The sequence below is a fragment of the Flavobacterium johnsoniae UW101 genome, from assembly GCF_000016645.1.
Lineage (GTDB): Bacteria > Bacteroidota > Bacteroidia > Flavobacteriales > Flavobacteriaceae > Flavobacterium > Flavobacterium johnsoniae.
Map to the genome: position 1 here is coordinate 207,818 of NC_009441.1, position 26,563 is coordinate 234,380.

Below are 26,563 nucleotides of genomic sequence, written 5' to 3' on the forward strand. Positions count from 1 at the left end.
CCAAAGCCATGATAAAAATAATCATTCATATCACAAAGTTTTTAATTGCAACTATAACCGCATTATTGTTTGCTTCATGTAATTTCAACATGAACGCTATCGAAGGAAGCGGCAATGTAACCACTGAAAAAAGAATAGTTCAGGGAGATTTTAAAAATATTTCTGTAAGCAATGCCATAGATGTAGTTGTACAGCAGTCTGACTCGGTAGAAGTAACGGTTGAAGCCGATGATAATCTGCAAAAAGAAATTATTACTAAAGTAGAAAACGGAACATTAGTTATAGAATGCAAATACTCATCATTTCGCAATATAACTCAGAAAAAAGTAACTGTAAAAATGCCTCATATTGGCAAAATCGAAGCCTCTAGTGCTTCAAGTGTTACTAGTAAAAATACACTTCAGGGAGAAAACATTGAACTGGAAACTTCAAGTGCAGCATCGATGAATATAGAAGTTGAATCTGATAATGTTTCTTTCCATGCAAGCAGCGGAAGTTCAATTGACATTAAAGGAAAAGCATTAAAAATTAAAACTTCAGCCGCAAGCGGGTCTTCTATCGAAGCCGGTCAGTTATTAGCAAATGATGTTGATGCCGAAGTTTCGAGTGGAGCAGTTATTAAAGTTCATCCTATTTTAAGCCTTAAAGCACAAGCAAGCAGCGGAGGAAACATTAACTACAACAATGTTCCAAAAACAATCGACAAAACCGCAAGTTCAGGAGGAAGCATAAGTCAGAGCTAATATGCCGTAACTGTTAAATATAAAAAAAATCATTCATCTAAAGTGGATGATTTTTTTATATTTGCTAAAATCAAAATTAGAATTAATGAAAAAACATACTGCACTATTCCTGTTACTTTTAGTTACAACATTAACCTTTGCTCAAAAAAGAGAAAAAGTAAAAGGATCAAAAATTGTAACAACTTCTATTAAAGAAACAGGAAGCTTTGATGCAATTGAAGTCGATGATAATTTAGAAGTTTATCTTGAAAAAGGAGAAAAAAACGAAATTAAAATTGAGGCTGATGACAATCTGCATGAAATCATCGCAATGGACTTAAGAGATAAAACACTTCGTTTATATACATCAAAAGAAAGTACAATCTTTAAAAAACTTGCTGTAAAAGTTACTTATACCAGTTCTTTAAACAAAGTAATCAGTAAAAACGATTCTAAAATTTATGCAATTCAGGAACTGCAATTAGACAATATTACTTTTAACAGCTTTGATTATTCTAAATTATACTTAAATGTAAATTCAAAAAAATTCACTCTTTTTGCTGATGACAAATCAAAAACGGAATTAAACTTAAAAACGGAAGATGGAAGTTTGCAATTGAGCAAAAACTCTTCTATTAAAACATTGGTTTCTGCTATTAAATTTAAATGTGATTTATATCAAAAAGCAATTGCAGCTATAGAAGGAATTGCAGAAAAAGCAACAATTCGTTTAGATAACAATTCTGTTTTTACAGGAACAAAATTCACACTAAAAGATGCAAATGTTACAGCTGAAAATTATGCAGTAGGAACTATTTTTGCAGATACAACACTTTCATTAGCTGTAGGAGATAAGGCTGAAATCTCTCTTTTTGGAAGCCCGGCTATCACGCTTAACCGTTTTTCTGAAGAAGCTAAATTGTTTAAGAAGATTAAATAAAGTATTCAGTCACAGTTTTCAGTTTGCCTGAATTAGAACACATACTATTTTTAAAAATAAAAGTCCCAATCATTTTAAGATTGGGACTTTTATTTTTTATTCAATTCCCACAAAAACTGGAAACTGTGACTGAATACTGTGACTCATTTTTATTCTTGAGAAGCCAAATATCTTTCAGCATCAAGTGCTGCCATACATCCTGTACCTGCAGCAGTAATTGCCTGACGGTATACATGGTCTGCAGCATCTCCGGCTACGAAAACACCTTCAACATTAGTTTTAGATGTTCCTGGAGTATTTATGATATATCCTGTTTCATCAAGAGTAATGTAATCTTTAAAAATATCTGTATTTGGTTTGTGCCCAATTGCTACAAAAAATCCGGTTGCAGGAATTTCGATTGTTTCGCCAGTTGTTTTGTTTAAAGCTTTAATAGCGTGAACCACATTATTGTCTCCTAAAACTTCAAGAGTATCATGATTCATTAAGATTTCGATATTTTCAGTTTTACGAACTCTTTCTTCCATAATTTTAGAAGCTCTGAATTTTTCGCTTCTTACTAACATCGTTACTTTTTTACAAAGTTTAGACAAGTAATGTGCTTCTTCACAAGCAGAATCTCCTGCTCCTACAATTACTACTTCCTGATTACGGTAGAAAAACCCATCACAGACAGCGCAGGCAGAAACTCCGCCTCCCATATTCAAATAATGTTGTTCAGAAGGTAATCCTAAATATTTAGCCGAAGCACCTGTCGAAATAATTACTGTTTCGCAGTGCAATTCGATTGAATCGTTAATCCAAACTTTATGAATTCCACCAGAAAAATCAACTTTTGTAGCCCAGCCGTCACGAATATCAGCACCAAAGCGTTTTGCTTGTTCTTGTAACTGTATCATCATTTCTGGTCCTGTAACACCATCAACATAACCAGGAAAATTTTCTACTTCATTAGTTGTCGTTAACTGACCTCCAGGCTGCATTCCTTGGTATAAAACCGGATTCATGTTTGCTCTGGCAGCATAAATAGCTGCAGTATAACCCGCAGGGCCAGAACCTATAATAAGGCATTTAATTTTTTCGATTGTATCTGACATAATGTGTATTGTTTTTAAGAGATGCAAATGTAAACTTTATTATAAAAAATAACGCCGAAAATAAATCTGAAATAGCTATCTTAAAATAAGTTTTATTTATTTTCATTTTTTCCTTTTGTAAACGAAATTTATTTATATCTTTGCATCCGCTTTCGGGCAGTACAACAATACATCATCGGGGTGTAGCGTAGCCCGGTTATCGCGCCTGCTTTGGGAGCAGGAGGCCGCAGGTTCGAATCCTGCCACCCCGACAAAAGTCTTTTCATTATTTGGAAAGACTTTTTTTTTTGCTCTTATCTCAAAATCTTTTAAAGCATAAATTAATTCCTAACGATTATCATTCCCGATTAAAACATAGCCCTGTTTAGTATTCTCATTTAAAATCAAGAATATAGATTAAAAACAAAAAACTCCGAAGATTAATAATATCCTCAGAGTTTTTTTTATTTTAAAATATCTGTAAATTATTACTTCTCCATATTAATATAAACAGGATAAGACTCGCGATTTGGCAGAATAAATTCTTCGTCATAAGGCTGTGCCCCTTCCCCATTATTATAATCAGCGACACGTTTTGTTCCATTTGCTGTGCTTCCGCCTGTACCATTAATAACATTTTGAATATTTCCTGGACCGGCAAAACGGGTAATACACATTTTTTCCAGTTTCACATTTGGGCTGTTTGGTGCTTCAAATCCGTTTTTCTTATTTACATTTCCATCTGTTCCTGTAAAAACGGCGTAAGATCCCATTCCTATAGTATGATGTTCTTTTACAGTATTAGCAACTTTAAATGCTGCATAGCCGTCAACTCTCCCTCCCTGACTACTCCAGCTTGCCTGATTTGGTGCATCATAAGGAGGTTCATTTTGAAAGAAATACGTTCTGCCGCGTTCTCCCAGCCACAATACTTCGTATTCCTGATAATGTTCAGTAAAAAGAGCATAAAGCGTAACATCATTACCCGTTACAATAAGTCCGTTTTTACATCTATCTCTCTGCCAGCGTGCATCGCCGCCTTTCTGCGAACCATGATCAGCACGCCATAACCAGAAATGATCTCCCACAACATTATTACCGTTAATCTGCATAGAAGCCTGTATCTGGATATTTTTAGACTGGACTCCGCCTACTCTGCAAGTAATATCTGCAAGCAAAATAGGATCTGCTGCATGATCTGCATTTGCGCCTTCGTTACCAATTCTAATTTGATACGTTGTACTATTAAACGAATCCATAAGAAGTCCGGCAACAATAACTCCGTCTTTATCATCAGCATAAATACATCCCCATATATTTTTTTCTGTTGGCTCCAAAGTTACCGAAGCGATTCCAGCTCCTAAAAGTATGGCATCTTTTCTATTTACCTGAATAGGGGCATTTAATGCATAATGTCCCGGAGTAAAAAATATATTCTTACCAGCTTTTAACGCATTATTAATTTCTACATCAGTATCACCTTCTTTAGCGACGTACCATTTCGTAAGCAAATCCTGAACCTGACCTTTGCCCATATCTTTAGACGACCACGAAACTCCAACTCTGTCTTTCTGCCAAGCCGGAACAAAGACTTTGTATTCTCCATCATTATCTATAAAAAGAAAAGGTTTTTCTCTAATAATAGGCGTAGTTGGAACTGGCGAATTAGCATTATCTGCCTGAGGAGGGTTAACACATCCCTGCCAAACCATATTATATGAACCGCCCATTGCTCCTGAGCCCGAAGGAAAAACAGTATTTCTGGTGTACCATTGCTGTTGTCCGCCCCAGTTGGGTCTTGATGATGTATAATGCGTATCGGCGATAAAGCCTCCGCTCCCCCAAAAATTAGTATTTCCAACATCTGAAATATATTTTGAAGTGCTGTCAATTAATAATCTTCGTGCACTGGTTGATTGCGAAACCGTCCATGCAAAATCTCGCATTACTTCTACATTTTCTACAGAACGCCAAAAAGTACACGTCGCATTTGCTCCTCCAGAAAGATGAGGCCTTGTAAATATAGAACCTAATTTAACATCCGAAGGCACTTTGCCTAAACCTCCAATGTGAGAATAAAAACCCAGCTCTATTGAATTCGCTTCTGCTCCTGATGCTGATCCCGAACCGCCAGAATCGTAAGTCTGGCCTTTCACGTTTGCTTTAAAATAATAAGCCTGACGTTTGGTTGTCCACTCACCATTGGCTCCGCCTAAACCAATAGATTCAAACTGCGAATTAATTTCTTTTCGTGCCGTTTCAGCTTTCTCATATTTTCTATCATAGAAATACATATTGTCTCCAAAAATCTGATTTTCAAGCGAAATTATTATAAATTCAGATCCACGAGTAATCTTATAATAATTCTCATATTTATCTGCATTTGGCTTATTATCGGTAAATTCCAATTTAGAAGTTGAGCCTGCTGAAACAAAATCTGATGCCAGACGGCTGCCTCCTCTTGTAATTATATAATTTCCCGAAGAACCAAAAGCAGACCAGGATAAGGTTATACTATGCTTCTTTTTGTTGTAAACAATTTTTCGTTCTGTTGTACTTTCCTGTTTTTTTTCATTAGACGGATAAGATGAAATAAAACTGCATAAAGTCAGCATAAACAAAAATGCTGTAAATACTGAAATCGCTTTTTTAGTCATAAGAATGTTCATTTTTGTGGTTTGATAGTTTGTAATAATAGTACTTTTAAAAAAGCCCAAAATAGCAATAATCTCCAACCTAAAAGTCCGTTTTTGGTTCCAATTTTCTTATCAAAAACTATACAAAGCCTCAATTTTGGCTTTTAATATCACAAATAAACCGTCTGCTATATGTTGATTCTTTTCAAATAGATTTTTTTTGCCCTTCTACAAAAATTAGAAAATGAAAAAGATAATACTATCTATGGCTTTAGCTGTTTCCTCGGCAGTTCTTTCACAAGAAGTCCCTGCTTCTGCAAATACCGATGTAGTAAATGAAGAACAGAATTTTTACAAAAAAGACGCTCATGCTTCCTATTATCACGACAAATTTAATGGCAGAAAAACGGCCAGCGGAAGAAAATTCAACAACAACGACCTGACTGCCGCACATAAAACGCTTCCCTTTGGCACGATGCTGAAAGTTACAAATGAAGCAAACAACAAATTTGTAATTGTAGAAGTTACAGACAGAGGCCCTTTTGTTAAAGGAAGAGAAATTGATTTAAGCAAAAGGGCATTTATGAGTATTGCTTCTAATAAAAAAAGCGGTGTGGTTTATGTGACTATAGAAATTTTAAAATAAGTTCTTTTCCTTAAGACAAAATCAGATTCCTATCTTTTTACAGAAGGAACATCAGCTAAATTGACCAAAATTTAATCGACAATTCTATTCATAACTAAATTTATTTTGTTCCGAAGACCCATGAAACCACGATTAAACAAAGTTTCATAAATGTTAACAAAATAGATTTTCAAAAACCATAAATAATTGTATTTTTACGGTTCAAAATTCAGAAAATAAATGGGCAAAATCATTGCTATTGCTAATCAAAAAGGAGGCGTTGGAAAGACTACTACATCAGTAAATCTTGCGGCCTCATTAGGTGTTTTAGAGAAAAAAGTATTATTGATCGACGCTGATCCACAGGCCAATGCTACATCTGGTCTTGGAATTGACGTAGAAACAGTTGAAACAGGAACTTACCAGATTCTTGAGCATACTGTAACACCAAAAGAAGCCATTTTAAAATGTACATCTCCAAATGTTGACGTGATACCAGCTCACATTGACCTTGTTGCGATCGAAATTGAATTGGTTGACAAAGAAAACCGTGAGTACATGCTTAAAAAAGCATTAGAAGAAGCAAAAGAAGAATATGATTATATCATTATCGACTGTGCACCATCTCTAGGATTGTTAACCCTGAATGCTTTAACAGCTGCAGATTCTGTAGTTATTCCTATTCAGTGTGAGTATTTCGCACTTGAGGGATTAGGAAAACTATTGAATACTATTAAGAGTATTCAAAAAATACACAACCCGGATCTTGACATTGAAGGTTTATTATTAACAATGTACGATTCAAGATTACGTTTATCTAATCAGGTTGTAGAAGAGGTTCAAAAACACTTTAACGATATGGTTTTTGATACCGTAATTCAGCGAAATGTAAAATTGAGTGAGGCTCCGAGTTTTGGAGAAAGTATCATTAATTATGATGCTACAAGCAAAGGTGCCGTAAACTATATTAATTTAGCTCAAGAAATTATAAAGAAAAACAGTAAATAGTTTTTATGACAAAAGCAATTAAAAAACAAGCCTTAGGAAGAGGATTATCAGCATTATTAAAGGATCCGGAAAACGACATTAAATCAGTAGAAGACAAAAATGCTGATAAGGTTGTTGGAAATATTATTGAGCTTGAAATAAGTGCTATCGAAATAAATCCGTTTCAGCCTAGAAGCAATTTTAATGAAGAATCATTACGCGAATTAGCCACTTCTATTAAGGAACTTGGTGTAATTCAACCTATTACTGTTCGAAAATTAGATTTCAATAAATACCAGTTAATCTCAGGAGAGCGTCGTTTACGTGCTTCAACTTTAATTGGTTTAACTCATGTTCCGGCTTACATTCGTATTGCCAACGATAATGAGTCATTAGTTATGGCATTAGTTGAAAACATTCAGCGTCATGACTTAGATCCAATCGAGATTGCTCTTTCTTATCAGCGTTTAATTGACGAAATTCAATTAACACAAGAACAAATGAGCGAACGAGTTGGAAAAAAACGTTCAACTATTTCTAACTATTTACGTCTTTTAAAATTAGATCCGATTATCCAGACTGGTATTCGCGACGGTTTTATCAGTATGGGACATGGCCGTGCCATCATTAATATAGAAGATCTAGATGTACAGACTGATATTTACCAAAAAATTGTAAGCCAGAACTTATCAGTTCGTGAAACCGAAGCTTTAGTTAAAAACTATCACGAAGGCCAGCAGCCAAAAGAAGAAGGAGAAGGAAAAGCTAAACCTGATTCTGCATTTATAGTTAGAGAAACACAAAAAAACACTTTCAATGATTATTTTGGTTCGAAAGTTGATATAAAAGTTGCTGGTAACGGAAAAGGGAAAATTACGATTCCATTTAATTCTGAAGCCGATTTTAACAGAATCATAAAATTAATAAACGGATAGTGAATAAAATTGTCCCCATAAGTTTATTGTTCTTTCTCTTAGGAACCGTCTCTCTTTTTGCCCAGGTAAAAGAAGAAACGGTTTTGGTCGCTAAAGACAGTATTGCGTTAGAAGAAATAGACCCGCTGACACCAGCAAAAGCAGCCTTTTACTCTGCTATTTTACCCGGCTTAGGCCAAGCATATAATAAAAAATACTGGAAAATTCCTTTAGTTTACGGAGCCATTGGTACAAGTTTATACTTCTATATAGACAACAACAATAAATATCGTGATTACAGAAACGCCTACAAACGAAGATTAGAAGGCTATAATGACGATAAATACCAATATCTGGATGAAAGCCGTCTTGTTGCAGGACAAAAATTTTACCAGAGAAACAGAGACCTTTCTGCTTTATTTGTTGTTGGATTTTACGTTTTAAACATCATCGATGCCAATGTTGATGCTGCTTTAATTCAATTTAACGTAAACGAAAGACTATCGATGCGTCCGGAAATTTATCCCAACGATGTAACATTTAAACCAAATGTTGGACTAACTTTTAATTATCGCTTTTAAACAGCTTTCTGTTTAAAACAATCACAAATACATACAAAATGAAAATTGCGCTTTTAGGATACGGAAAAATGGGTAAAGTAATCGAAAGAATTGCTTTAGAAAGAGGTCATGAAATAGTTTTAAAGAAAGATGAATTCAATACTTATGACGGACTTTCAACAGCCGATGTTGCCATTGATTTCAGCGTTCCATCTGCAGCAGTAAGCAACATTTCTGCATCTTTTAATGCTAATGTACCAGTGGTATCAGGCACAACAGGATGGCTGGAACATTACGACGAAATGATTGCACTTTGCAATGAGAAAAAAGGCGGATTTATTTCAAGTTCAAATTTTAGTCTTGGAGTAAATATTTTCTTTGGATTAAATGAATATTTAGCCAAAATCATGAATCAATTTGATTCTTACAAAGTTTCAATGGAGGAAATTCACCACGTGCATAAACTAGATGCGCCAAGTGGCACTGCAATTTCTCTGGCACAAGGTGTTATTCAAAACAGTAATTATGCAGAATGGACTTTAGAAGAAGCAAAAAGCAATCAAATTCACATTGAAGCTAAAAGAATTGGCGAAGTTCCGGGTACACATACCGTAAATTACGATTCAGTTATTGACAGTATCGAAATTAAACATACTGCTCATAATCGTGAAGGTTTTGCTCTTGGTGCCGTTATTGCAGCAGAATGGCTTGCAGGGAAACAAGGAATTTTCACAATGAAAGACGTATTAAATCTACAATAAACAGAATAAAATTTTGGATTAAACAAAACCTCAATCCTTAATTTGAAACTTAAAATACAATATTATGACACTTTACTCTTGGTTCGTATTTTTTCTGGCTGTTCAAATAATTCATTTTGCGGGTACATGGAAACTGTATCTGGCAGCAGGAAGAAAAAGCTGGGAAGCAGCAATTCCGGTATATAATTCAATCGTATTGATGAAAATCATCAGTCGCCCAACTTGGTGGACTTTACTGCTTTTCATTCCAATTATTAATTTAATTATGTTTCCGGTTGTCTGGGTTGAAACACTTAGAACCTTTGGGAAAAAATCGACTGTAGATACACTTTTAGGAATTTTTACACTTGGTTTTTACATCTATTATGTAAACTATACTCAAAAATTAGAGTACAATGCCAACAGAAAATTAACTCCGGAAAACAAAACAGCTGACACTGTAAGTTCGCTTCTTTTTGCCATTATCGTAGCAACTTTAGTTCACACTTACGTAATTCAGCCTTATACGATTCCAACTTCTTCATTAGAGAAATCACTTTTAATTGGTGACTTCTTGTTTGTAAGTAAATTAAATTATGGTCCAAGAGTACCAATGACAACTGTTGCATTACCAATGGTTCACGACTCTATCCCTTTAACAAAAAGAAAATCATACTTAAGCTGGCCGCAGCTTCCTTATTTTAGACTTCCGGCTTTCGAAAAAATAAAACGAAATGATATTGTAGTTTTTAACTGGCCGGTAGATACGGTACATTATTTCTATGAGCCAAAAGGAAGACCGGGTGTTATAAAACCAATCGACAAAAAGTCAAACTACGTAAAAAGATGTGTTGGTATTCCAGGTGACAGTTTATCTATTAAAGACGGCTTTGTTTTCATTAATGGCAAAAAACTGGTTTTACCTGAAAGAGCAAAACCTCAATATTCTTATTCTGTAGCTTTAGATGGAAAAACTTCAATAGATTTCGAATCTTTATTTAAAGAATTAGACATTACTGATCCGGCAGGTTTTAGAACAGAAAAAAGAGATACTCTTTATTTTAGAGCATTAACCGAAGCAGGTGCAGAACGTTTAAAAAACACTCCGGGCGTTACCGCTGTAAAAAGAGAAATTGACCACGGAAACGACAATGCTATTTTCCCTCACATTAACAAATGGAGTCAGGATAATTTTGGTCCGATTTATATTCCGGAAGCTGGTAAAACAGTTGCTTTAACAAATGAATCTCTGCCATTTTACAAAGAAATCATTACTAATTACGAAGGAAACACTTTAGAATTACAAGGTTCTAAATTCTTAATTAATGGTAAAGAAACGAACACCTATACCTTCAGACAAAACTATTATTGGATGATGGGAGACAACCGCCATAACTCTGAAGACAGCCGTTATTGGGGTTATGTACCGGAAAACCATATCGTAGGTAAGCCGGTTTTCATCTGGATGAGCTGGGATACAAACGGAAAAGGCATCAACAAAATTCGCTGGAGCAGAGTATTTACAACAGTTGACGGCGAAGGTCAGCCGCAATCTTACTTTAAATATTTCTTAATCATTCTAGCTCTTTACTTCGTTGGAGAATTTTTCTGGAAAAAAAGAAAACAAAATAAAGCATAAAAAACGTTAATTCGTTAAACTGATAAATCGTTTAATCGTTTCACAAAAAGAACGATTAAACGATTTACCGATTAAACTAGAACCGCAATGAACTCTTTAATACTTCCCACCTATTTTCCGTCAATCAGCCACTTTGCAGTTATGGCTCAATCTGAAAATATAACTTTTGAGATGGAAGATAATTTTCAGAAACAGACCAATAGAAACCGTACTTATATCTATAGTCCAAACGGAATTCAATTATTAAATATACCGGTTAAACACTCTAAAGCGGCACATCAAAAAACGAAAGATATTTTAATCGAAAACGAATTTGACTGGCAGAAACAGCATTTTAAGTCATTAGAAGCAGCATATAGAAGCTCTCCTTTCTTCGAGTACTTTGAAGATGATATCGTTCCTATTTTCGAGAAAAAACACAACTTTTTGATGGATCTTAATTTTGAAGTTCTGGACACAGTAACAAAATGCCTTAGAATGAAATTGGAATTTGGAAAAACAACTGAATATTTCCACGAAGTTGAAAACATTTCTGATTTCAGACATTTAGCAAACGGAAAAAAAGACCAGAATTCATTCGAAAAATACACCCAGGTTTTTGATGACAAACACGGGTTTATCAACAACTTGAGTGTTTTGGATTTACTTTTTAATGAAGGGAAATTTGCAATGGATTATTTAAAAACCCAAAAAATAATCTAAAACTGATCTATTGAAAGCCTTGTCATTATAGGATAATGATCTGAGTTTTCAAAATCAGGAAAGCTTTCAAATTGTTTTACCTTCATTTTAGTGTCGGTAAAAATATAGTCAATCCTTGCAGGATAATATTTAAACTTATACGTTGCTCCAAAGCCTTCTCCGGCCTCTTCAAAAGCATCTTTAAGTTTTCCTTTAATATTTCTGTAAACGTATGAAAACGGGCTGTTATTCATATCTCCGCAAATAATAATAGGGTATTTGCACTTTTTTATATGCTCTTTAAAAATTTCTGCCTGCTCTTGCTGCTGCGTAAATCCTTTGCTGATTCTGGCATAAATACGCTGTGATTTCTTTTGGTTCACATTATCAATATCATCAGAAATCTCACTTACATCCGGAGATATTTTAATAGACTGCAGGTGCATATTATAAACACGAATAATATCTTTTCCGCGTTTAATATCGGCATACACCACATTATTATCTGATTTAGGAAAAACAATTTTTCCTTCATCGATAATAGGAAATTTAGAGAAAATAGCCTGACCTGTTTTTATCTGTTTTCCATCTATAAAAATGTAACGATGCGGATATACTTTTAAATCCAGATGAGCAGAATTTGAATATTCCTGAATACACAAAATATCCGGGTCTTTTTCATCTATAAATCCTTTTATATTTTCGGGAATATCGTCGCGGTCGAGCCATTTAAAGACATTAAACAAGCGGACGTTATAACTCATTACCGAAAAGTCTCTTTCATCTTTACTATATTCTTTTGCAGAAAATTTATAAAACTTACTGATAAAGGTAATTCCGGTTAATAAAACCAAACCAGACAAAATAAGACGTTTTTTAAACTGAATCGCCCAATAAACGAAGAACAACCCATTAGCAACAAAAAAAGCCGGCATAAACAGCGTAAGCACCGATAAAAGCGGAAAACTCTTAGGTGCTAGAAAGGGCAGAATATAGACGCTAAATGTAAGCACAGTCAGCACTATATTCAAAAAGAACATTATTTTATTAAACCACGAAAGGTTTTTCATAGTATTCTGCTAAGGATTATTTTCCAGCTTTAAACAAAAACTCTTTTTCTTCTTTTGTCAGGCAGTCATAACCAGACTGACTGATCTTATCCAAAATCTCATCGATTTGCTGCTGTGTTTTGTCTTTTGTGACAATTTTTGATGTTGTTTTCTCAGTAGGCTTTTTATAATTCTTATGAACTGTTTTAAATGGAGTCGTTGGTGATTTTCTAAAAAGATTAGCAAAAAAATCTAATATTCTGGTAATTACAGTACTTAAATCTGTTCCGTTTTGAAGCAGTTTAATAAATATAAATCCGAAAAATGCACCGGCTAAATGAGAAATATGACCTCCCATATTATCCAAACGAAACTGCATTAGATCTAAAACTAAAATTACACCTGTAATATGCCAAAGCTTTACATTGCCAAACAAAAACAATCGAACATTCATTAAAGGCTGATAAGTCGTTGCCGCAACTAAAATTGCCATTATAGCAGCTGACGCCCCGACTATTGATGCAGAAGTTCCTAAAACATAAAAACTCAAAGCAAATACAATTCCCGAAAAAATGGCTCCTAAAATGTACAATCCTAAATATTGTTTCTGCGAGAAAAAAGTCAGGAACAAATTACTGGCAAAGTTTAAAACCAGCATATTAAACAGCAAATGCATAAATCCGAAATGAAAAAATGCATACGTTAAAAACGTCCACGGTTTAAACATAAAAACCTGAGGATCTGAAGACAGAGCCAGCCAGTTTGGAAAAGCAAAACTTCCGTTAGAAAATTGATAGAAAAAAACTAAAGAGATGAGAAAACAAGCGATATTCCAATAAATAACACGCAAAGCGATACCGCCTAATTTATATTGAAGTTTTAAATCGTCAAGGATATTCATAAAGTCTTCTTTTGGTTTCTTAAAGTTAATCAATTAAAGTTAAAAATTAATTCCAACGATTGTTGTTAAACTGATTTTTTTTCCAGTACCACATAATCATAAATCCAAAAAAAGCACCGCCAATATGAGCATAATGAGCAATTCCGGAATCGATGCCCATTAAAGAACTTCCGAAGATTCCAAAAAATCCATCAAACAACAGCATATAAATTGGCACAAAATATTTAGCCTTAATTGGAATTGGAATAAACATAATTCCAAGTTCTGCATTTGGAAACATAAAAGTAAATGCCACAAGCAATCCGTAAATAGCTCCAGATGCACCAACAACAGTTCCTAAATATGCATTCATGAAATGTTTAAACTCTGAAACCGTCAAAATTTGCTGCCATCTTGTATCAATTTTTCCATCATTCAGTAAATTCAAAATATCTGCTTTGTGATATCCGTTAGCCAGCAGAATATTTAAACTGTCCTGATAGAAATAATAATTTACTGCAAAATTTACCAAAGCTGCTCCTAGTCCGCATGAAATATAGAAGAATAAAAATTTCTTCCCGCCCCAAAAATGCTCTAATGTTGATCCAAACGAATAAAGTGCAAACATATTAAATGCGATGTGAGCAAAACCGCCGTGCATAAACATGTGCGTAATAGGCTGCCAAACTTTAAATCCAGGGTTTTCCGGGAAAAACAGCGCCAGATATTCATAAGAAACTGGCACTAACTGAGCACCAATGAAAACTATTATATTAATTATAAGCAGTTGTTTTACAACTGGAGTCATATTCATCATAAGGCAAATTTTTTATCTATATCTTCAACACGCATAGTGATAAAGGTAGGTTTTTGAAAAGGTGAAATATTAGGATCTTTACAGGCAAACAAACCGTTTACCAGATTATCTTGTTCTTTCTCGGTTAAATAAGATCCAGTTTTAACCGCTAAACTTTTGGCCATCGATTTGGCAATAGTATCGTTCTGACTATAACTGCTTGCTGGAATTCCGTCTTGCAAATCGCTCAACAACTGTTCTATTACCAAAGAAACTTCGCTTTCGGTAATGTTTACCGGAATTCCGGAAATTACAACATGATCTGTTTGTGCTTCTTCAAACACAAATCCGGTTGTTTCTAACGAAGGTTTTAATTCTTCGATCAATTTCATTTCTGAAGAAGAATAAAATAAATCCAGCGGAAACAGCAATTGCTGGCTCGAAGCCTGATTTACGGTCATGTTCAGCAAAAACTGCTCATACAAAATACGCTGATGCGCACGATGCTGATCAACGATTACCATTCCGGATTTTATTGGCGAAACAATATATTTTTTATGTATCTGATACGTTTTCTGACTCGCCTGCTCTACTTCATCATCATTAAATAAAGAAGAAGTTACTTCTTCATTTTCAAATATAAAAGGCGAACTTTCGATAGTTTCCGGATTTTCAGTATCTAAGCCCACATATAAACTTTCCCAGCTTACAGTTGGTTCTACTCTTTTTGAATATCCAGAATAAGACGAACCTGAACCTGATCCGGAAGACGAAGAAGATCCTGAACTGTAACCAGAACCAGATCCTGAACCCGCTTTTGTATAATGCTGATTGGTTTTATCGTCTGTAAAAGGATTAAAAGTTCCGTCAACCTGAATTGTCGGTACTTCTGCTTCTACGTCTTTATAATGATATGGTGTATCTAAATTCGAATCTCTGTCAAAATCTAAAACAGGAGCTACATTAAACTGTCCTAAACTATGTTTAATCGACGCCCTTAAAATGGCATATAAAGCCTGTTCATCATCAAACTTAATTTCTGTTTTAGTTGGATGAATGTTAATATCAATTGTATTTGGCGGTACTTGCAAATACAAGAAATAACTTGGCTGTGAACCATCTTTTAAAAGTCCGTCGTAAGCAGCCATAACTGCATGATGCAAATAACCGCTTTTTATAAAACGATCGTTTACAAAAAAGAACTGTTCTCCCCTGTTTTTCTTAGCAAATTCAGGTTTACAAACAAATCCTTGTATGCTGATAATTTCTGTATCTTCATTTACGGGAACCAGTTTTTCATTGGTTTTACCCGACATAATCCCCACAATTCGCTGACGGTATCCTGCAGCGGGAAGATTGTACAATTCGCTTCCGTTATGATAAAAGCTGAAGTGAATATTGGGATGTGCTAAAGCTACACGCTGAAACTCATCCATTACATGGCGAAATTCAACAGTATCCGACTTTAAAAAGTTACGACGCGCCGGAATATTAAAAAATAGGTTTTTAACGGCAAATGATGTTCCTTTTGGCAGAACTGCCACTTCCTGCGAAACAAATTTACTTCCTTCAATTACAATATGAGTTCCTAATTCATCCTGTTCTTGTTTGGTTTTCATTTCCATGTGTGCAATCGCAGCGATAGAAGCCAAAGCTTCCCCGCGAAAACCTTTTGTACCCAATGAAAACAAATCTTCGGCCTGACGAATTTTTGAAGTCGCATGACGGGCAAAACACAAACGTGCATCAGTAACCGTCATTCCTACTCCGTTATCAATAACCTGAACTAAGGATTTGCCGGCATCTTTTATAATCAATTTGATATCAGTTGCCTTTGCATCAACAGCATTTTCTAACAGTTCTTTTACAACAGAAGCTGGTCTTTGGACCACTTCTCCTGCAGCAATCTGGTTAGCAACGTGATCAGGAAGTAATTGAATAATACTCGACATTAAGCAAAAATAATTTTAAGGTTTAGGGTTTAAATTAGAAACCAAGAAGCACAAATTTAGTAAATTTCTACTGGCTTTTTGAATATCAGCAATCATAAAAAAAACAAAAAACCTATACTATTATGACACAGTATAGGTTTTAATATTTTAAAACAAATGTGTTTTATTCTTTCTCGATTTTTATTGGTGTTTCTTCAATTTGAAGTGCGCCAGAAGATAATAACGGCTGATTAAACGGATGAGAAATAGAAGCCTGCTGGCGAATATAAGCCATTTTAATTGCTGCAATTGCCGCTTCGGTTCCTTTGTTACCATGAACACCGCCACTTCTGTCAATTGACTGCTGCATGTTATTATCTGTTAAAACGCAAAAGATAACCGGAATATCAGTTTGAACATTCAAATCTTTAATTCCCTGAGTTACACCTTCGCATACGAAATCAAAATGTTTTGTTTCTCCCTGAATTACGCATCCAATAACAATAACTGCATCTACATTTTGTGTCTGCAGCATTTTTTTTGCACCGTAAATCAGCTCAAAACTTCCTGGAACATTCCAACGGATAATTTGCTGTGCAGGAACATCACAATCAATTAAGGCTTCAAAAGCGCCATTGTAAAGTCCTTCTGTTATAACATCATTCCACTCAGAAACAACAATCCCAAATCGAAAGTCTTTCGCATTTGGGATCGTGTTTTTATCGTATTCTGATAAATTTTTATTTTCAGTAGCCATCTGTATATTTTAGATTTTAAGTTTCAGACTGTAAAAATACGAATCTAAAATCTAAATTCTTAACTCTAAAATTATAAATTATTGCGCTAATCCAATCAATGCCTCAACAGAAGCAGCTTCTGGAGCAGCATCGAAATTATCTTTAATATTATTTAAATATTTCAAAGCGTCTTCTTTTTGTCCTAAAGCTAAAGCAGTTTTAGCAGCTTTTAACAAGAAACGAGGTGTAGTAAAATCGTTTTTGTTTGATTCAGCAGCTTTTACATAATAATCTAAAGCTTCTTTTTGGTTATTTTTTTGAGAGTAAGCATCTCCAATAGCTCCTTTTGCTAGAGCGCCTAAAATCATATCTTCAGATTTAAATTCGCCTAAATACTTAATAGCATCGTCAAATTTACCTGTATTTAAATATGCCATACCAGCATAGTAGTTTGCTAAATTTCCTGCATCAGTTCCAGAATATTCGTCAGCAATTTTCACAAATCCAAATTTACCTTCAGATCCGTTTAATGCTAATTTGTATAATGAATCACTTGCTACACCATCAACAGCTTTTTGAAAATTTTGCTGTGCAACAAACATTTCGTTTGCAGCTTCGTCTTGTTTAGGAGTTTCAATAAATTTTTGGTAAGCCAAATAACCAATAGTAGCAACTGCAATACCAGCAACTAAACCAATAATGATTTTTTGATTTTTAGCAACCCAATCCTCAGTTCTTGAAGCAGTTTCGTCTAATTTAGAAAAAACACCAGCAGTTGTGCTGTCTTTTTCATCAATTACCACCTGTTGTTCTTCAGTTACTTCTTTAACTTCCTTCTCTTTTGGTGCTTTATATCCTCTTTTATTGTAAGTAGCCATTTAAAATTAATTTAGTGAACGGCAAAAATAAAATTTTTCTTGAAACTGAGGCAAAAAAAATCAAAATTATCACTATTTTAAAAAAAATATTTTCAATAAAGCTAAGTCCTTTCACATCAGTATCAAAATAAATCAACTTGAAACATCCTAAAAGCCCTTTATATCGATAAAATTAGATAATTTTACATCCTTAATTTTACTGGCATAAAACAGTAAATTTTCTTTTTAGAGTCTCAAAATGCATTTAAACAAACTTTCTTTATTCAATTATAAAAATTTCTCTGAAGCCGGTTTTGATTTCGACATCAAGATCAACTGCTTTGTAGGCAAAAACGGAATTGGAAAAACCAATGTTCTGGATGCAATTTATCATTTAGCTTACGGAAAAAGTTATTTTAATCCGCTTGCCGTGCAAAACATCAAACACGGAGAAGAGTTTTTTGTAATTGATGCCGAATTAGAAAAAAATGACAGAACAGAGCAAATTGTCTGCAGTTTAAAAAAAGGGCAAAAAAAGGTTTTAAAAAGAAACGGAAAAGCATACGATAAATTTTCTGATCATATCGGATTCATTCCGCTTGTAATTATTTCACCAGCCGACCGCGATTTAATTGTGGAAGGAAGCGAAACACGCCGTAAATTTATGGACAGCGTTATTTCGCAGTTAGATTCAACGTATCTGCATCAGCTTATTCAATATCAAAAAGTAATTGTACAGCGAAATGCCCTTTTAAAATATTTTGCTCTTAACCACACTTTCGACAACGACACCTTATCTATATATAATGAGCAGTTAAATGAATTTGGAAAATCGATTTTTGAAAAAAGAAAAGAGTTTCTCGAAGAATTCATACCTATATTTAATGTACACCATCAGGCCATAACAGGCTCAGAAGAATCAGTGCAATTGGTTTACGAAAGTCATTTGTTTGAAAAAGATTTATTAACGCTTTTACAGGAAAACATAAATAAGGACAGAGCGTTGCATTATACAAGCTCAGGGATCCATAAAGATGATTTGTCTTTTGAAATTGATTCGCATCCTATAAAAAAATTCGGATCACAGGGACAGCAAAAATCGTTTTTGATTGCCTTGAAACTGGCTCAGTTTGAATTTTTGAAAAAACAAAGCGGTGTAAAACCTATTTTATTATTTGATGATATTTTTGACAAACTGGATGAAACCCGCGTTGCTAAAATTGTCGAAATGGTGAACAGCGAAACTTTTGGACAGCTCTTTATTTCAGATACACATCCGGAACGAACCGAAGCGATTGTAAAATCGACACACCAAACGTATAAGATATTCAATTTATAAAGTTTTTTTTTGCCACGAATTACACGAATTTACGCGAATTATTTTTGCCACAGATTGCAAGGATTAAAATGATTCAATCTGTGTAAATCTTTTAATCTGTGGCAAAATAAGAAAATAAATTAGTGTAAATTCGTGCAATTAGTGGCAAACTAAAAAAACGAATTAAAAAAAAAGTAACTGCAATCAAAAAACACAGAATATGTTAACGAAAGAATCATTGCAATTTTTAGACGATTTAAAAAAGAACAATAATAGAGACTGGTTTCAGGATAACAAAAAACGTTATGAAGTCTTCAAAAAAGATTACCATCAATTGGTAAGTGATTTTCTGGATGCTATGAAACCTCTTGATCCTTCATTAGAATTGCTGGAAGTTAAAAACTGTACTTTTAGAATTAATCGTGATATTCGATTTTCAAAAGACAAATCTCCCTATAAAGCACATTTGGGCGTTTGGATGTCAACTGGTGCAAAAGGTGCAAATCGTGCGGGATATTATGTTCATATAGAAAAAGGCGCCAGTTTTATCGCCGGCGGATTTTACTCTCCTGACCCTGAAGATTTAAAAAAAGTCCGCAAAGAAATTGCTTTTTTCTACGATGATCTGCAAGAAATATTAAACGACAAAAACTTTAAAAAAGAATTTGGAAGTTTAGATATCAACGAAAACAACTCACTAAAAAGCATGCCCCGCGGTTACGAAAAAGACCATCCGGCAATTGAGTTTTTAAAATTGAAGAGCTTTACAGCTACTCAAAAATATGATATTTCCGAAGTTACTCAGAAAGACTTCGTTTCTAAAGTGAGCAAAAAACTGATTGCTCTAAAACCTTTAAACGAATTTATAAACCGCGCTTTAGATACCGAAGAATTTTAAAAAAAGATAAATCGCCACGAATTTCACGAATTAGCACGAATTAATTTGTGAAAATTTGTGAAATTCGTGGCGACAAAAACTCATTTATTAAATGAAAAGAAAAATACTTTTTCTTGGAGAATCTTACCGCGCTGACGCTATAACCTGGGTGAAAGGTTTGAAAGAATTTCGCGATTTTGAAATTATCACCTGGGAACTTCAAACGCCAAACAATTCAAAACTTAACAGATTCAAACGTATTTTAGAATATTTCTTTTCTCCTGTTTCTATTAGAAAAATTATTAGAAACCAAAAACCAGATATGGTTATTGCAGAAAGAACTACAAGTTACGGCTTTCTTGCTGCTTTATCCGGTTCTAAAACTATTGCCATTGCACAGCAAGGCCGAACTGATTTATGGCCGGAAGGTTCTGTTTTATACCCTTTTAAGAAATTCATTCAGAAATATGCTTTCAAAAAAGCACATTTAATTCATGCGTGGGGGCCAGTTATGACAATTCACATGAAAGCAATCGGCGTTGATATGAGTAAAGTTTTGGTTTTGCCAAAAGGAATTGATTTGTCGCTTTTTACTCCTTCAACAAATAATTCAAATAAAATTGAAGCGATTGTAACACGTTCTTTACAGCCGGAATACCGCCATGACTCTATTTTAAAAGCTTTTGGAATTTTACATCAAAAAGGAATTGATTTTTCGCTTACAATTGTTGGAGACGGAACAAGATTGCAGTATTTAAAAGATTTAGCCAAAGAACTGCAAATCGAAAATAAAGTAACCTTTACAGGAAGAATCCCAAATACAGAACTTCCAAAATTATTACAGCAATCCAATATTTATATCAGCATGCCAATTACCGAAGGCGTTTCGGCATCTTTATTTGAAGCAATGGCTTGTAATTGTTATCCTGTTGTTTCTGATATTCCCGGAAACCAAAGCTGGATCACGCATCGTGAAAACGGACAATTAATTGAAATTGACAATATCGAAATGCTCGCCAATGAATTGATGTGGTCATTTGAAAATGCTGAGTTCAGAAATCAGGCTATTTTAAGAAATAGGAAATTTGTAGAGGAAAATGCGAATTATGATACTAATATGAAGGTTATTGCTGATCGATATCATGAGTTGTTGGATTCTCGAAATAACTAACCTAAAATTCAGCCACAGATTATTAGATTAAACAGATTTTAACCAATCGTTCTAATCTTTGCAAATCTGCGGTAAAAAAACCATCGTAACTTTTTTTCAATCTCAACGACATATTGTTAAAAATGAATTATCTAATTTAATTCTTAAATAATATGAGCAATAGAAGAAACTGGTTAAAACAAATAGGTTTAGGCGCAATCGGATTAAGCTTTACTCAATTTGAAACATTTGCAAATCCGTCAGCAGAAAACTATGTTTCTTTAGATTTAGATAAATCTCCCATATTATTACGATCAAATGAAAATCCGTATGGTCCTTCCCCACTCGCCCGCGCTGCCATGCAAAAAAGCGTCAACAGCAGTAATCGATATGGCTGGGATCTTTCAGGAGAATTGATTTCACTTATTGCAAAAAAGAACAGCGTTTCAGACAACAATATACTATTAGGTGCCGGTTCAACAGAAATCTTAGATTTAGTTCTTCAATATACCGCTTTAAAAAAGGGAAATTTTATACTTGCCGAAACAACCTTTAACTATTGGACATTTCCTTTTGAGAAATTAGGACTCAAAAAAATTACGGTTCCGTTAACCGCAGATAAAAAACATGATTTAACAGCAATGTTAAAAGCAATTGATTCAGATACAAAAATGATTTACATCTGCAATCCTAATAATCCAACTGGTACAATCTGCAATTACGAGCAACTGGTTTCTTTTGTAAAAGAAGTACCTAAAAATATAATTGTCTTTGTTGACGAAGCTTATCTTGATTTCACGAAAGAAAAATCTCTGAGCGGTCTTGTAATAGAAAACCAAAATTTAATTATCACTAAAACTTTTTCAAAAATGTACGGTTTAGCCGGCGCGCGAATTGGTTATGCCATTGCTGCTGCATCAACAATTGACGAACTCAGCGCTTTAAAATCGTCTCCTAATTTATCTGTCAGTTCAGTATCAACAGCCGCTGCTCTAGCCTCATTAAATGACGATAAATTTATTCAGCAAGTGCAAACTGCAAATGAGGAAGTCAAAAAATATACTATCGAGCAGCTTACCAAACTAAATTTAACCTGCATTCCTTCTCAAGCCAATTTTATCTATTTTTCTCTAGACAACTACAAAAAAGATTACTTTAAACAATTAGAGAATAACAACATACAGGGAACTAAAATCTACGAAGAAAACGGAAAATGGACCAGAATTACAATTGGTACTATGAAAGAAATGCAGCAATTTATTGAAGCTGTAAAATAAAGATTCTAAAAACCCGGTCGAAGATTAGGATTTAACCCATTTCAACATTTTTTTTTAAGCTGTGCTAATCTGCAGCAGAAAAACTTAGCTGACTTTGCAAACTTTATGTCTTTGCGGTAAAACCAAAAATTATAATCCTTACTTTTGAACCCAGATTAAAAAGCTTTTATATATGGAAATCCAATCCAATTTTTCTTTAAAAAACTACAATACTTTTGGTATCGAAGCCAAAGCCAAACAATTCATAGCAGTACATTCTGTTGAAGAATTGAAAACCATTTTAAAAGAAAATAAAAACGAAAAAAAGTTCATTCTTGGCGGCGGAAGCAATATGCTTTTGACCAAAGATATAGACGCATTGGTTATTCATATTGATTTAAAAGGCAAAGAAATAATTAAAGAAGACGATGATTTTGTCTGGGTAGAAAGTCAGGCAGGCGAAACGTGGCATGATTTCGTTCTTTGGACAATCGATAATAATTTTGGCGGATTAGAAAATATGTCTCTAATTCCCGGAAATGTAGGCACAACACCTGTTCAGAACATTGGCGCTTATGGAACTGAAATTAAAGACACTTTCGTTTCCTGCAACGCCATAAACATCGAAACTCAGGAAACTAAAACTTTCACTAATGCTGAATGTAATTTTGGATATCGCGAAAGCATTTTTAAAAATGAAGTAAAAGATCAGTTTATTATCACTTCGGTTATTTATAAATTGACAAAACGCAATCATAAAATTAATACATCGTATGGCGATATTTTGGCTGAGTTAGCTAAAAACAACATTTCAGAACCAACTCTAAAAGATGTAAGCAATGCTGTAATTGCGATTAGACAAAGTAAACTTCCGGATCCGAAAGAACTGGGAAACAGCGGCAGTTTCTTTAAAAACCCAATTTTATTGAAATCTGATTTCGAGCAAATCCACAAAAAATTCCCTGAAATGAAATTTTACGAAGTTTCAGAAACCGAAGTAAAAGTTCCTGCTGGATGGCTTATCGAGCAAGCTGGTTTTAAAGGAAAACGTTTTGGCGATGCCGGAGTTCATAAAAACCAGGCTTTGGTTTTGGTTAATTATGGAAATGCTACAGGTCAGGAAATATTGAATGTTTCAAAAGAAGTTCAAAAAACTGTTTTTGAAACCTTCGGAATTAAGATTGAAGCCGAAGTGAATGTAATTTAAAAATATCTTTTAATAATTTATCATTTTTTATTCTGCATAATGACAGAAGACATTTCCATAAAAATAATAAACCCGGATGATGAAAAAGCAGCTCCAATTCTCGAAGAATTGTCTGCAAATCTCTATCTTCGTTTTGGAAGTGACGGCAGAAATTCGTTTACAGACTGGCAGAACAATAATGCAAAATTTGTATTTGTCGCAGCAGAATTAAACAATGAAATTATAGGATGCGGTGCAATAAGACCAATTGAAGGAAATATTGGCGAGGTAAAACGAATGTATTCAAAGTTTCGGGGAAAGAAAATCGGGCAGACTATTCTGACATTTCTGGAAAAAGAAGCAAAGAAAATTGGCTTTACCGAATTAGTTTTAGAAACCAGAGTAAAAAATATTGAAGCTGTAGAGTTTTACAAAAAACAACAATACAATATAATTCCAAATTATGGAAAATATATTGACAGACCAGAGGCAATTTGTTTTGGGAAGTCTTTGATATAAAAACAAGAAAATGTACACACCAGATTTATACAAAAATGAAAATCAGGAAGAAATCAGAACATTTTTAAAAGAAAATAGTTTTGGAATCCTGATTAATCAAACCAACGGGAAATTATACGCCACGCATATTCCAATGGAATTAGGAATTAATGCTGAGGGAAAAGAAATTCTGGAAGGTCATATCTCTAAACTCAATCCGCAGGCTGAAGGTTTTGCAGCAAACGATCAGGTTTTAGCCGTTTTTTCCGGTCCGCATAGTTACATTTCGTCCTCCTGGTACGACCATGAAAATGTGCCTACCTGGAATTACATAGCCGTACATGTTTACGGAAGAATCAAAATAGTTGATTACGATACCTCTGTAGACCAGCTCAAAAAATTAGTTGACAAATACGAAGCAAATTCTGCAAATCCGGTTCGTGTTGAAAATTTATCAGATAAAACAATGCGCGAAGCTAGAGGAATTTTTGGTCTTGAAATTGAAATTGATGAGATTCAGGCCACTAAAAAACTTTCTCAAAACCGCGACGATCATAATTATAAAAACATAATTTCAGAATTAGAGAAAACCGAAAACCCTCAGTCTATTGCTGTTGCAAAAGAAATGTCAAAATGCCGAAAGTAAATTGGCATTAAACATTGAAAATTAGGAATTCATAACTACATTTGTTCTCGCAAAAATTCAAGTACTAACAGACATTAAAACTATATGCTTATAACTTTATTTTACTTCTTTATTGCTGTTGTTTTTATTCAACTTTTCTACTATTTAGGAATTTTTGGAAAGTTTGCTTTTGCTAAACCTCAAGAAGTTACACCAAAAAACATTCCGGTTTCTGTAATTGTCTGCGCAAAAAATGAAGAAGAAAATGTAAAGAAATTTGTTCCGTTATTAGCCGAACAAAATTATCCTGATTTTGAAATTGTTTTAATTGACGATGCTTCAAGCGACGAAACTTTGGAAGTTTTTGAAGAGTTTGAGCAAAAATACCCAAACATTCGTCTGGTTAAAGTTGAAAACAACGAAGCCTTTTGGGGAAATAAAAAATACGCATTGACACTGGGAATTAAGGCTGCCAAAAAAGAATACCTTTTATTTACAGATGCTGATTGTTATCCAACATCAAAAGACTGGATTACTTCTATGACTTCTCAATTTACAGAAAGTAAAACTATTGTTTTAGGATATGGAGGTTACGAAAAAAGAGAGCGTTCTTTTTTAAACAAAATAATTCGTTTTGAAACTGTTTTAACAGCAGTTCAATATTTTTCATGGGCAAAAGCAGGACTTCCGTACATGGGAGTGGGACGTAATTTAGCCTATAAAAAAGAAGAGTTTTTTAATGTAAATGGTTTTATCGATCATATTCAGGTTCGTTCGGGTGATGATGATTTATTTATAAATCAGGCAGCTAATAAATCAAACACTACGATATCGTATAATCCGGAAAGTTTTACATATTCAAATCCAAAAGAATCTTTTAAAGATTGGTTTACTCAAAAAAGAAGACATATTTCTACAGCAGAACATTATAAGTTTTTTGATAAATTTCAATTAGGACTTTTCTTCTGTTCACAATTATTTTTCTTTTTATCAGTTATTGTTTTACTGGCTTTTCAATTTCAATGGATTGCTGTTGTGGCTATTTTGGCAACGAGATACACAGTAGTTTGGACTGTAATTGGATTTTCTGCCGGAAAATTAAAGGAAAAAGACATTAAAATCTGGTTTCCTATTGTAGAGATAGCGCTTATATTAACGCAAATTAATATCTTTATAACTAATATTTTTTCAAAACCTGTATATTGGAAATAAATTCTAAAATAGAAAAAGCAAAAAAAGGTGACCAGGTCGCCTTTACTTTTTTATTAGATTATTTCTGGAATGAAGTTTACAGCTTTATGCTTAAACGTACAGAAAATGAAACCACAGCTGAAGACGTTACGATAGAAACTTTTTCTAAGGCTTTTGACAAAATAGCTTCGTACAATCCCGAATTTCAGTTTAATACCTGGCTTATTGCCATCGCAAAAAATGTATATATAGATTTACTGCGTAAAAAGAAAACCAGCCTTTTTATCGAAATTACTGACACAGAAGACCAGCAGGCATATAATATTGCCGACACTACTCCATCTGCAGAAGATGCATTAATTAAAGAGCAAAATCTATCTCGTTTGCTTTTATGCATTAAAGAATTAAAGCCCCATTATCAGGAAGTAATCCAGCTTCGCTACTTTCAAGAATTATCTTATCAGGAAATTGCTGACAAGATTGACGAACCTTTAAGCAATGTTAAAGTAAAAATACTACGCGCTAAAAAATTGTTAGCAGAAATCATCAATCGTAATAGATAATTTATTATCTTTAAGAAAATATTAAATTATAATCGCATTTTTTCTTAAAAAACTATCTATTCACACACTAAAACAACAACTTCTACGTTGTTTGCTAAAACCCAACTCCTTTACGCGTATGATTTAAAG

Annotated in this window: 26 protein-coding genes and 1 tRNA gene; 19 read left to right on the forward strand and 8 right to left on the reverse strand. The window is 33.9% G+C overall.

Annotation, left to right across the window (positions count from 1 at the left end; all coding sequences use genetic code 11):
• The first annotated feature begins 8 nt into the window (after positions 1–8).
• Together FJOH_RS01065 and FJOH_RS01070 are read left to right on the forward strand one after the other, a co-directional pair.
• Positions 9–743 (forward strand): head GIN domain-containing protein, encoded by a 735-nt coding sequence (locus FJOH_RS01065; RefSeq protein WP_012022305.1) that lies wholly within the window; start codon positions 9–11, stop codon positions 741–743.
• 85 nt (positions 744–828) lie between these two features.
• Positions 829–1,662: a GIN domain-containing protein gene (locus tag FJOH_RS01070; RefSeq protein WP_044047387.1), complete on the forward strand. Its 834-nt coding sequence runs from the start codon at positions 829–831 to the stop codon at positions 1,660–1,662.
• Positions 1,663–1,811: 149 nt separating this feature from the next.
• Here the strand turns inward: FJOH_RS01070 and trxB are convergent, their stop codons facing one another.
• Positions 1,812–2,759, reverse strand: coding sequence for a thioredoxin-disulfide reductase (gene trxB / locus FJOH_RS01075; RefSeq protein ID WP_012022307.1), 948 nt, complete (start codon positions 2,757–2,759; stop codon positions 1,812–1,814).
• A 176-nt stretch (positions 2,760–2,935) separates the two neighbouring features.
• Between trxB and FJOH_RS01080 the strand changes: the two genes are divergently transcribed.
• Positions 2,936–3,010 (forward strand) — tRNA-Pro (locus FJOH_RS01080).
• A 216-nt stretch (positions 3,011–3,226) separates the two neighbouring features.
• Here the strand turns inward: FJOH_RS01080 and FJOH_RS01085 are convergent.
• Positions 3,227–5,395 (reverse strand): pectate lyase family protein, encoded by a 2,169-nt coding sequence (locus tag FJOH_RS01085; protein ID WP_044048188.1) that lies wholly within the window; start codon positions 5,393–5,395, stop codon positions 3,227–3,229.
• Positions 5,396–5,618: 223 nt separating this feature from the next.
• On the opposite strand from FJOH_RS01085, the gene FJOH_RS01090 reads away from it, so the two are divergent.
• From FJOH_RS01090 to FJOH_RS01120, 7 genes are all read left to right on the forward strand, one after another.
• Positions 5,619–6,020, forward strand: a complete 402-nt coding sequence (locus FJOH_RS01090; RefSeq protein WP_012022309.1) for a septal ring lytic transglycosylase RlpA family protein — start codon at positions 5,619–5,621, stop codon at positions 6,018–6,020.
• A 219-nt stretch (positions 6,021–6,239) separates the two neighbouring features.
• Positions 6,240–7,007: a ParA family protein gene (locus FJOH_RS01095; RefSeq protein ID WP_012022310.1), complete on the forward strand. Its 768-nt coding sequence runs from the start codon at positions 6,240–6,242 to the stop codon at positions 7,005–7,007.
• A gap of 5 nt (positions 7,008–7,012) precedes the next feature.
• Positions 7,013–7,921 (forward strand): ParB/RepB/Spo0J family partition protein, encoded by a 909-nt coding sequence (locus FJOH_RS01100; RefSeq protein ID WP_012022311.1) that lies wholly within the window; start codon positions 7,013–7,015, stop codon positions 7,919–7,921.
• Complete coding sequence (locus tag FJOH_RS01105) at positions 7,921–8,481, forward strand: DUF5683 domain-containing protein (RefSeq protein ID WP_012022312.1); 561 nt, start codon at positions 7,921–7,923, stop codon at positions 8,479–8,481. Before FJOH_RS01100 ends, FJOH_RS01105 begins: the two co-directional genes overlap by 1 nt.
• A gap of 38 nt (positions 8,482–8,519) precedes the next feature.
• Positions 8,520–9,221, forward strand: coding sequence for a 4-hydroxy-tetrahydrodipicolinate reductase (gene dapB / locus FJOH_RS01110; RefSeq protein ID WP_012022313.1), 702 nt, complete (start codon positions 8,520–8,522; stop codon positions 9,219–9,221).
• Positions 9,222–9,285: 64 nt separating this feature from the next.
• On the forward strand, positions 9,286–10,839 hold the full coding sequence (lepB, locus tag FJOH_RS01115; protein WP_012022314.1) for a signal peptidase I: 1,554 nt from the start codon (positions 9,286–9,288) through the stop codon (positions 10,837–10,839).
• An 87-nt stretch (positions 10,840–10,926) separates the two neighbouring features.
• A complete protein-coding gene (locus tag FJOH_RS01120) occupies positions 10,927–11,541 on the forward strand; it encodes a WbqC family protein (RefSeq protein ID WP_012022315.1) in 615 nt (204 codons plus the stop codon).
• Here the strand turns inward: FJOH_RS01120 and FJOH_RS01125 are convergent.
• The 6 genes from FJOH_RS01125 to FJOH_RS01150 all read right to left on the reverse strand — a co-directional run bounded on the left by FJOH_RS01125 (position 11,538) and on the right by FJOH_RS01150 (position 17,791).
• Complete coding sequence (locus FJOH_RS01125; protein ID WP_044047389.1) at positions 11,538–12,590, reverse strand: endonuclease/exonuclease/phosphatase family protein; 1,053 nt, start codon at positions 12,588–12,590, stop codon at positions 11,538–11,540. The two genes, FJOH_RS01120 and FJOH_RS01125, sit on opposite strands and share 4 nt — an antisense overlap.
• Before the next feature lie 16 nt (positions 12,591–12,606).
• A complete protein-coding gene (locus FJOH_RS01130) occupies positions 12,607–13,470 on the reverse strand; it encodes a rhomboid family intramembrane serine protease (protein ID WP_012022317.1) in 864 nt (287 codons plus the stop codon).
• A gap of 46 nt (positions 13,471–13,516) precedes the next feature.
• Entirely contained in the window at positions 13,517–14,266 is a 750-nt protein-coding gene (locus tag FJOH_RS01135) for a rhomboid family intramembrane serine protease (RefSeq protein WP_012022318.1), read from the reverse strand.
• Positions 14,263–16,197 carry a DNA mismatch repair endonuclease MutL gene (gene mutL / locus FJOH_RS01140; RefSeq protein WP_012022319.1) on the reverse strand — a complete coding sequence of 645 codons (1,935 nt, stop codon included), beginning with the start codon at positions 16,195–16,197 and terminating at the stop codon, positions 14,263–14,265. Before mutL ends, FJOH_RS01135 begins: the two co-directional genes overlap by 4 nt.
• 163 nt (positions 16,198–16,360) lie before the next feature.
• Entirely contained in the window at positions 16,361–16,933 is a 573-nt protein-coding gene (gene ribH, locus FJOH_RS01145; protein ID WP_012022320.1) for a 6,7-dimethyl-8-ribityllumazine synthase, read from the reverse strand.
• Positions 16,934–17,011: 78 nt separating this feature from the next.
• Positions 17,012–17,791, reverse strand: coding sequence for a tetratricopeptide repeat protein (locus tag FJOH_RS01150; RefSeq protein WP_012022321.1), 780 nt, complete (start codon positions 17,789–17,791; stop codon positions 17,012–17,014).
• A 238-nt stretch (positions 17,792–18,029) separates the two neighbouring features.
• On the opposite strand from FJOH_RS01150, the gene recF reads away from it, so the two are divergent.
• The 9 genes from recF to FJOH_RS01195 all read left to right on the forward strand — a co-directional run bounded on the left by recF (position 18,030) and on the right by FJOH_RS01195 (position 26,434).
• The gene (gene recF, locus FJOH_RS01155) at positions 18,030–19,109 is read left to right on the forward strand and encodes a DNA replication/repair protein RecF (RefSeq protein ID WP_012022322.1); all 1,080 of its coding nucleotides are present in this window, start codon (positions 18,030–18,032) and stop codon (positions 19,107–19,109) included.
• A gap of 199 nt (positions 19,110–19,308) precedes the next feature.
• Complete coding sequence (locus FJOH_RS01160; RefSeq protein WP_012022323.1) at positions 19,309–19,986, forward strand: DUF2461 domain-containing protein; 678 nt, start codon at positions 19,309–19,311, stop codon at positions 19,984–19,986.
• 91 nt (positions 19,987–20,077) lie between these two features.
• On the forward strand, positions 20,078–21,136 hold the full coding sequence (locus FJOH_RS01165) for a glycosyltransferase (protein WP_012022324.1): 1,059 nt from the start codon (positions 20,078–20,080) through the stop codon (positions 21,134–21,136).
• A gap of 152 nt (positions 21,137–21,288) precedes the next feature.
• On the forward strand, positions 21,289–22,392 hold the full coding sequence (locus tag FJOH_RS01170; protein WP_012022325.1) for a pyridoxal phosphate-dependent aminotransferase: 1,104 nt from the start codon (positions 21,289–21,291) through the stop codon (positions 22,390–22,392).
• Between the two features lie 172 nt (positions 22,393–22,564).
• Positions 22,565–23,578 carry a UDP-N-acetylmuramate dehydrogenase gene (gene murB / locus FJOH_RS01175; protein WP_012022326.1) on the forward strand — a complete coding sequence of 338 codons (1,014 nt, stop codon included), beginning with the start codon at positions 22,565–22,567 and terminating at the stop codon, positions 23,576–23,578.
• A gap of 39 nt (positions 23,579–23,617) precedes the next feature.
• Positions 23,618–24,076 carry a GNAT family N-acetyltransferase gene (locus tag FJOH_RS01180; protein ID WP_012022327.1) on the forward strand — a complete coding sequence of 153 codons (459 nt, stop codon included), beginning with the start codon at positions 23,618–23,620 and terminating at the stop codon, positions 24,074–24,076.
• Positions 24,077–24,086: 10 nt separating this feature from the next.
• Entirely contained in the window at positions 24,087–24,701 is a 615-nt protein-coding gene (locus FJOH_RS01185; protein WP_012022328.1) for an FMN-binding negative transcriptional regulator, read from the forward strand.
• A gap of 84 nt (positions 24,702–24,785) precedes the next feature.
• A complete protein-coding gene (locus FJOH_RS01190) occupies positions 24,786–25,892 on the forward strand; it encodes a glycosyltransferase (protein ID WP_012022329.1) in 1,107 nt (368 codons plus the stop codon).
• Positions 25,883–26,434: an RNA polymerase sigma factor gene (locus FJOH_RS01195; RefSeq protein ID WP_012022330.1), complete on the forward strand. Its 552-nt coding sequence runs from the start codon at positions 25,883–25,885 to the stop codon at positions 26,432–26,434. The genes FJOH_RS01190 and FJOH_RS01195 overlap by 10 nt, the downstream gene beginning before the upstream one ends.
• Positions 26,435–26,563: the final 129 nt, after the last annotated feature.

Excerpts from the sequence above, each read along its gene's own strand:
- FJOH_RS01190 (WP_012022329.1), top strand. The coding sequence starts at position 24,786 with ATGCTTATAACTTTATTTTACTTCTTTATTGCTGTTGTTTTTATTCAA.
- FJOH_RS01170 (WP_012022325.1), top strand. The coding sequence starts at position 21,289 with ATGAGCAATAGAAGAAACTGGTTAAAACAAATAGGTTTAGGCGCAATC.
- murB (WP_012022326.1), top strand. The coding sequence starts at position 22,565 with ATGGAAATCCAATCCAATTTTTCTTTAAAAAACTACAATACTTTTGGT.
- FJOH_RS01085 (WP_044048188.1), bottom strand. The coding sequence starts at position 5,395 with ATGACTAAAAAAGCGATTTCAGTATTTACAGCATTTTTGTTTATGCTG.
- FJOH_RS01180 (WP_012022327.1), top strand. The coding sequence starts at position 23,618 with ATGACAGAAGACATTTCCATAAAAATAATAAACCCGGATGATGAAAAA.
- FJOH_RS01070 (WP_044047387.1), top strand. The coding sequence starts at position 829 with ATGAAAAAACATACTGCACTATTCCTGTTACTTTTAGTTACAACATTA.
- FJOH_RS01120 (WP_012022315.1), top strand. The coding sequence starts at position 10,927 with ATGAACTCTTTAATACTTCCCACCTATTTTCCGTCAATCAGCCACTTT.
- FJOH_RS01165 (WP_012022324.1), top strand. The coding sequence starts at position 20,078 with ATGAAAAGAAAAATACTTTTTCTTGGAGAATCTTACCGCGCTGACGCT.
- FJOH_RS01065 (WP_012022305.1), top strand. The coding sequence starts at position 9 with ATGATAAAAATAATCATTCATATCACAAAGTTTTTAATTGCAACTATA.
- FJOH_RS01130 (WP_012022317.1), bottom strand. The coding sequence starts at position 13,470 with ATGAATATCCTTGACGATTTAAAACTTCAATATAAATTAGGCGGTATC.
- lepB (WP_012022314.1), top strand. The coding sequence starts at position 9,286 with ATGACACTTTACTCTTGGTTCGTATTTTTTCTGGCTGTTCAAATAATT.
- mutL (WP_012022319.1), bottom strand. The coding sequence starts at position 16,197 with ATGTCGAGTATTATTCAATTACTTCCTGATCACGTTGCTAACCAGATT.
- FJOH_RS01185 (WP_012022328.1), top strand. The coding sequence starts at position 24,087 with ATGTACACACCAGATTTATACAAAAATGAAAATCAGGAAGAAATCAGA.
- FJOH_RS01160 (WP_012022323.1), top strand. The coding sequence starts at position 19,309 with ATGTTAACGAAAGAATCATTGCAATTTTTAGACGATTTAAAAAAGAAC.
- FJOH_RS01090 (WP_012022309.1), top strand. The coding sequence starts at position 5,619 with ATGAAAAAGATAATACTATCTATGGCTTTAGCTGTTTCCTCGGCAGTT.
- FJOH_RS01095 (WP_012022310.1), top strand. The coding sequence starts at position 6,240 with ATGGGCAAAATCATTGCTATTGCTAATCAAAAAGGAGGCGTTGGAAAG.
- recF (WP_012022322.1), top strand. The coding sequence starts at position 18,030 with ATGCATTTAAACAAACTTTCTTTATTCAATTATAAAAATTTCTCTGAA.
- FJOH_RS01150 (WP_012022321.1), bottom strand. The coding sequence starts at position 17,791 with ATGGCTACTTACAATAAAAGAGGATATAAAGCACCAAAAGAGAAGGAA.
- FJOH_RS01125 (WP_044047389.1), bottom strand. The coding sequence starts at position 12,590 with ATGAAAAACCTTTCGTGGTTTAATAAAATAATGTTCTTTTTGAATATA.
- trxB (WP_012022307.1), bottom strand. The coding sequence starts at position 2,759 with ATGTCAGATACAATCGAAAAAATTAAATGCCTTATTATAGGTTCTGGC.
- FJOH_RS01100 (WP_012022311.1), top strand. The coding sequence starts at position 7,013 with ATGACAAAAGCAATTAAAAAACAAGCCTTAGGAAGAGGATTATCAGCA.
- ribH (WP_012022320.1), bottom strand. The coding sequence starts at position 16,933 with ATGGCTACTGAAAATAAAAATTTATCAGAATACGATAAAAACACGATC.
- dapB (WP_012022313.1), top strand. The coding sequence starts at position 8,520 with ATGAAAATTGCGCTTTTAGGATACGGAAAAATGGGTAAAGTAATCGAA.
- FJOH_RS01135 (WP_012022318.1), bottom strand. The coding sequence starts at position 14,266 with ATGATGAATATGACTCCAGTTGTAAAACAACTGCTTATAATTAATATA.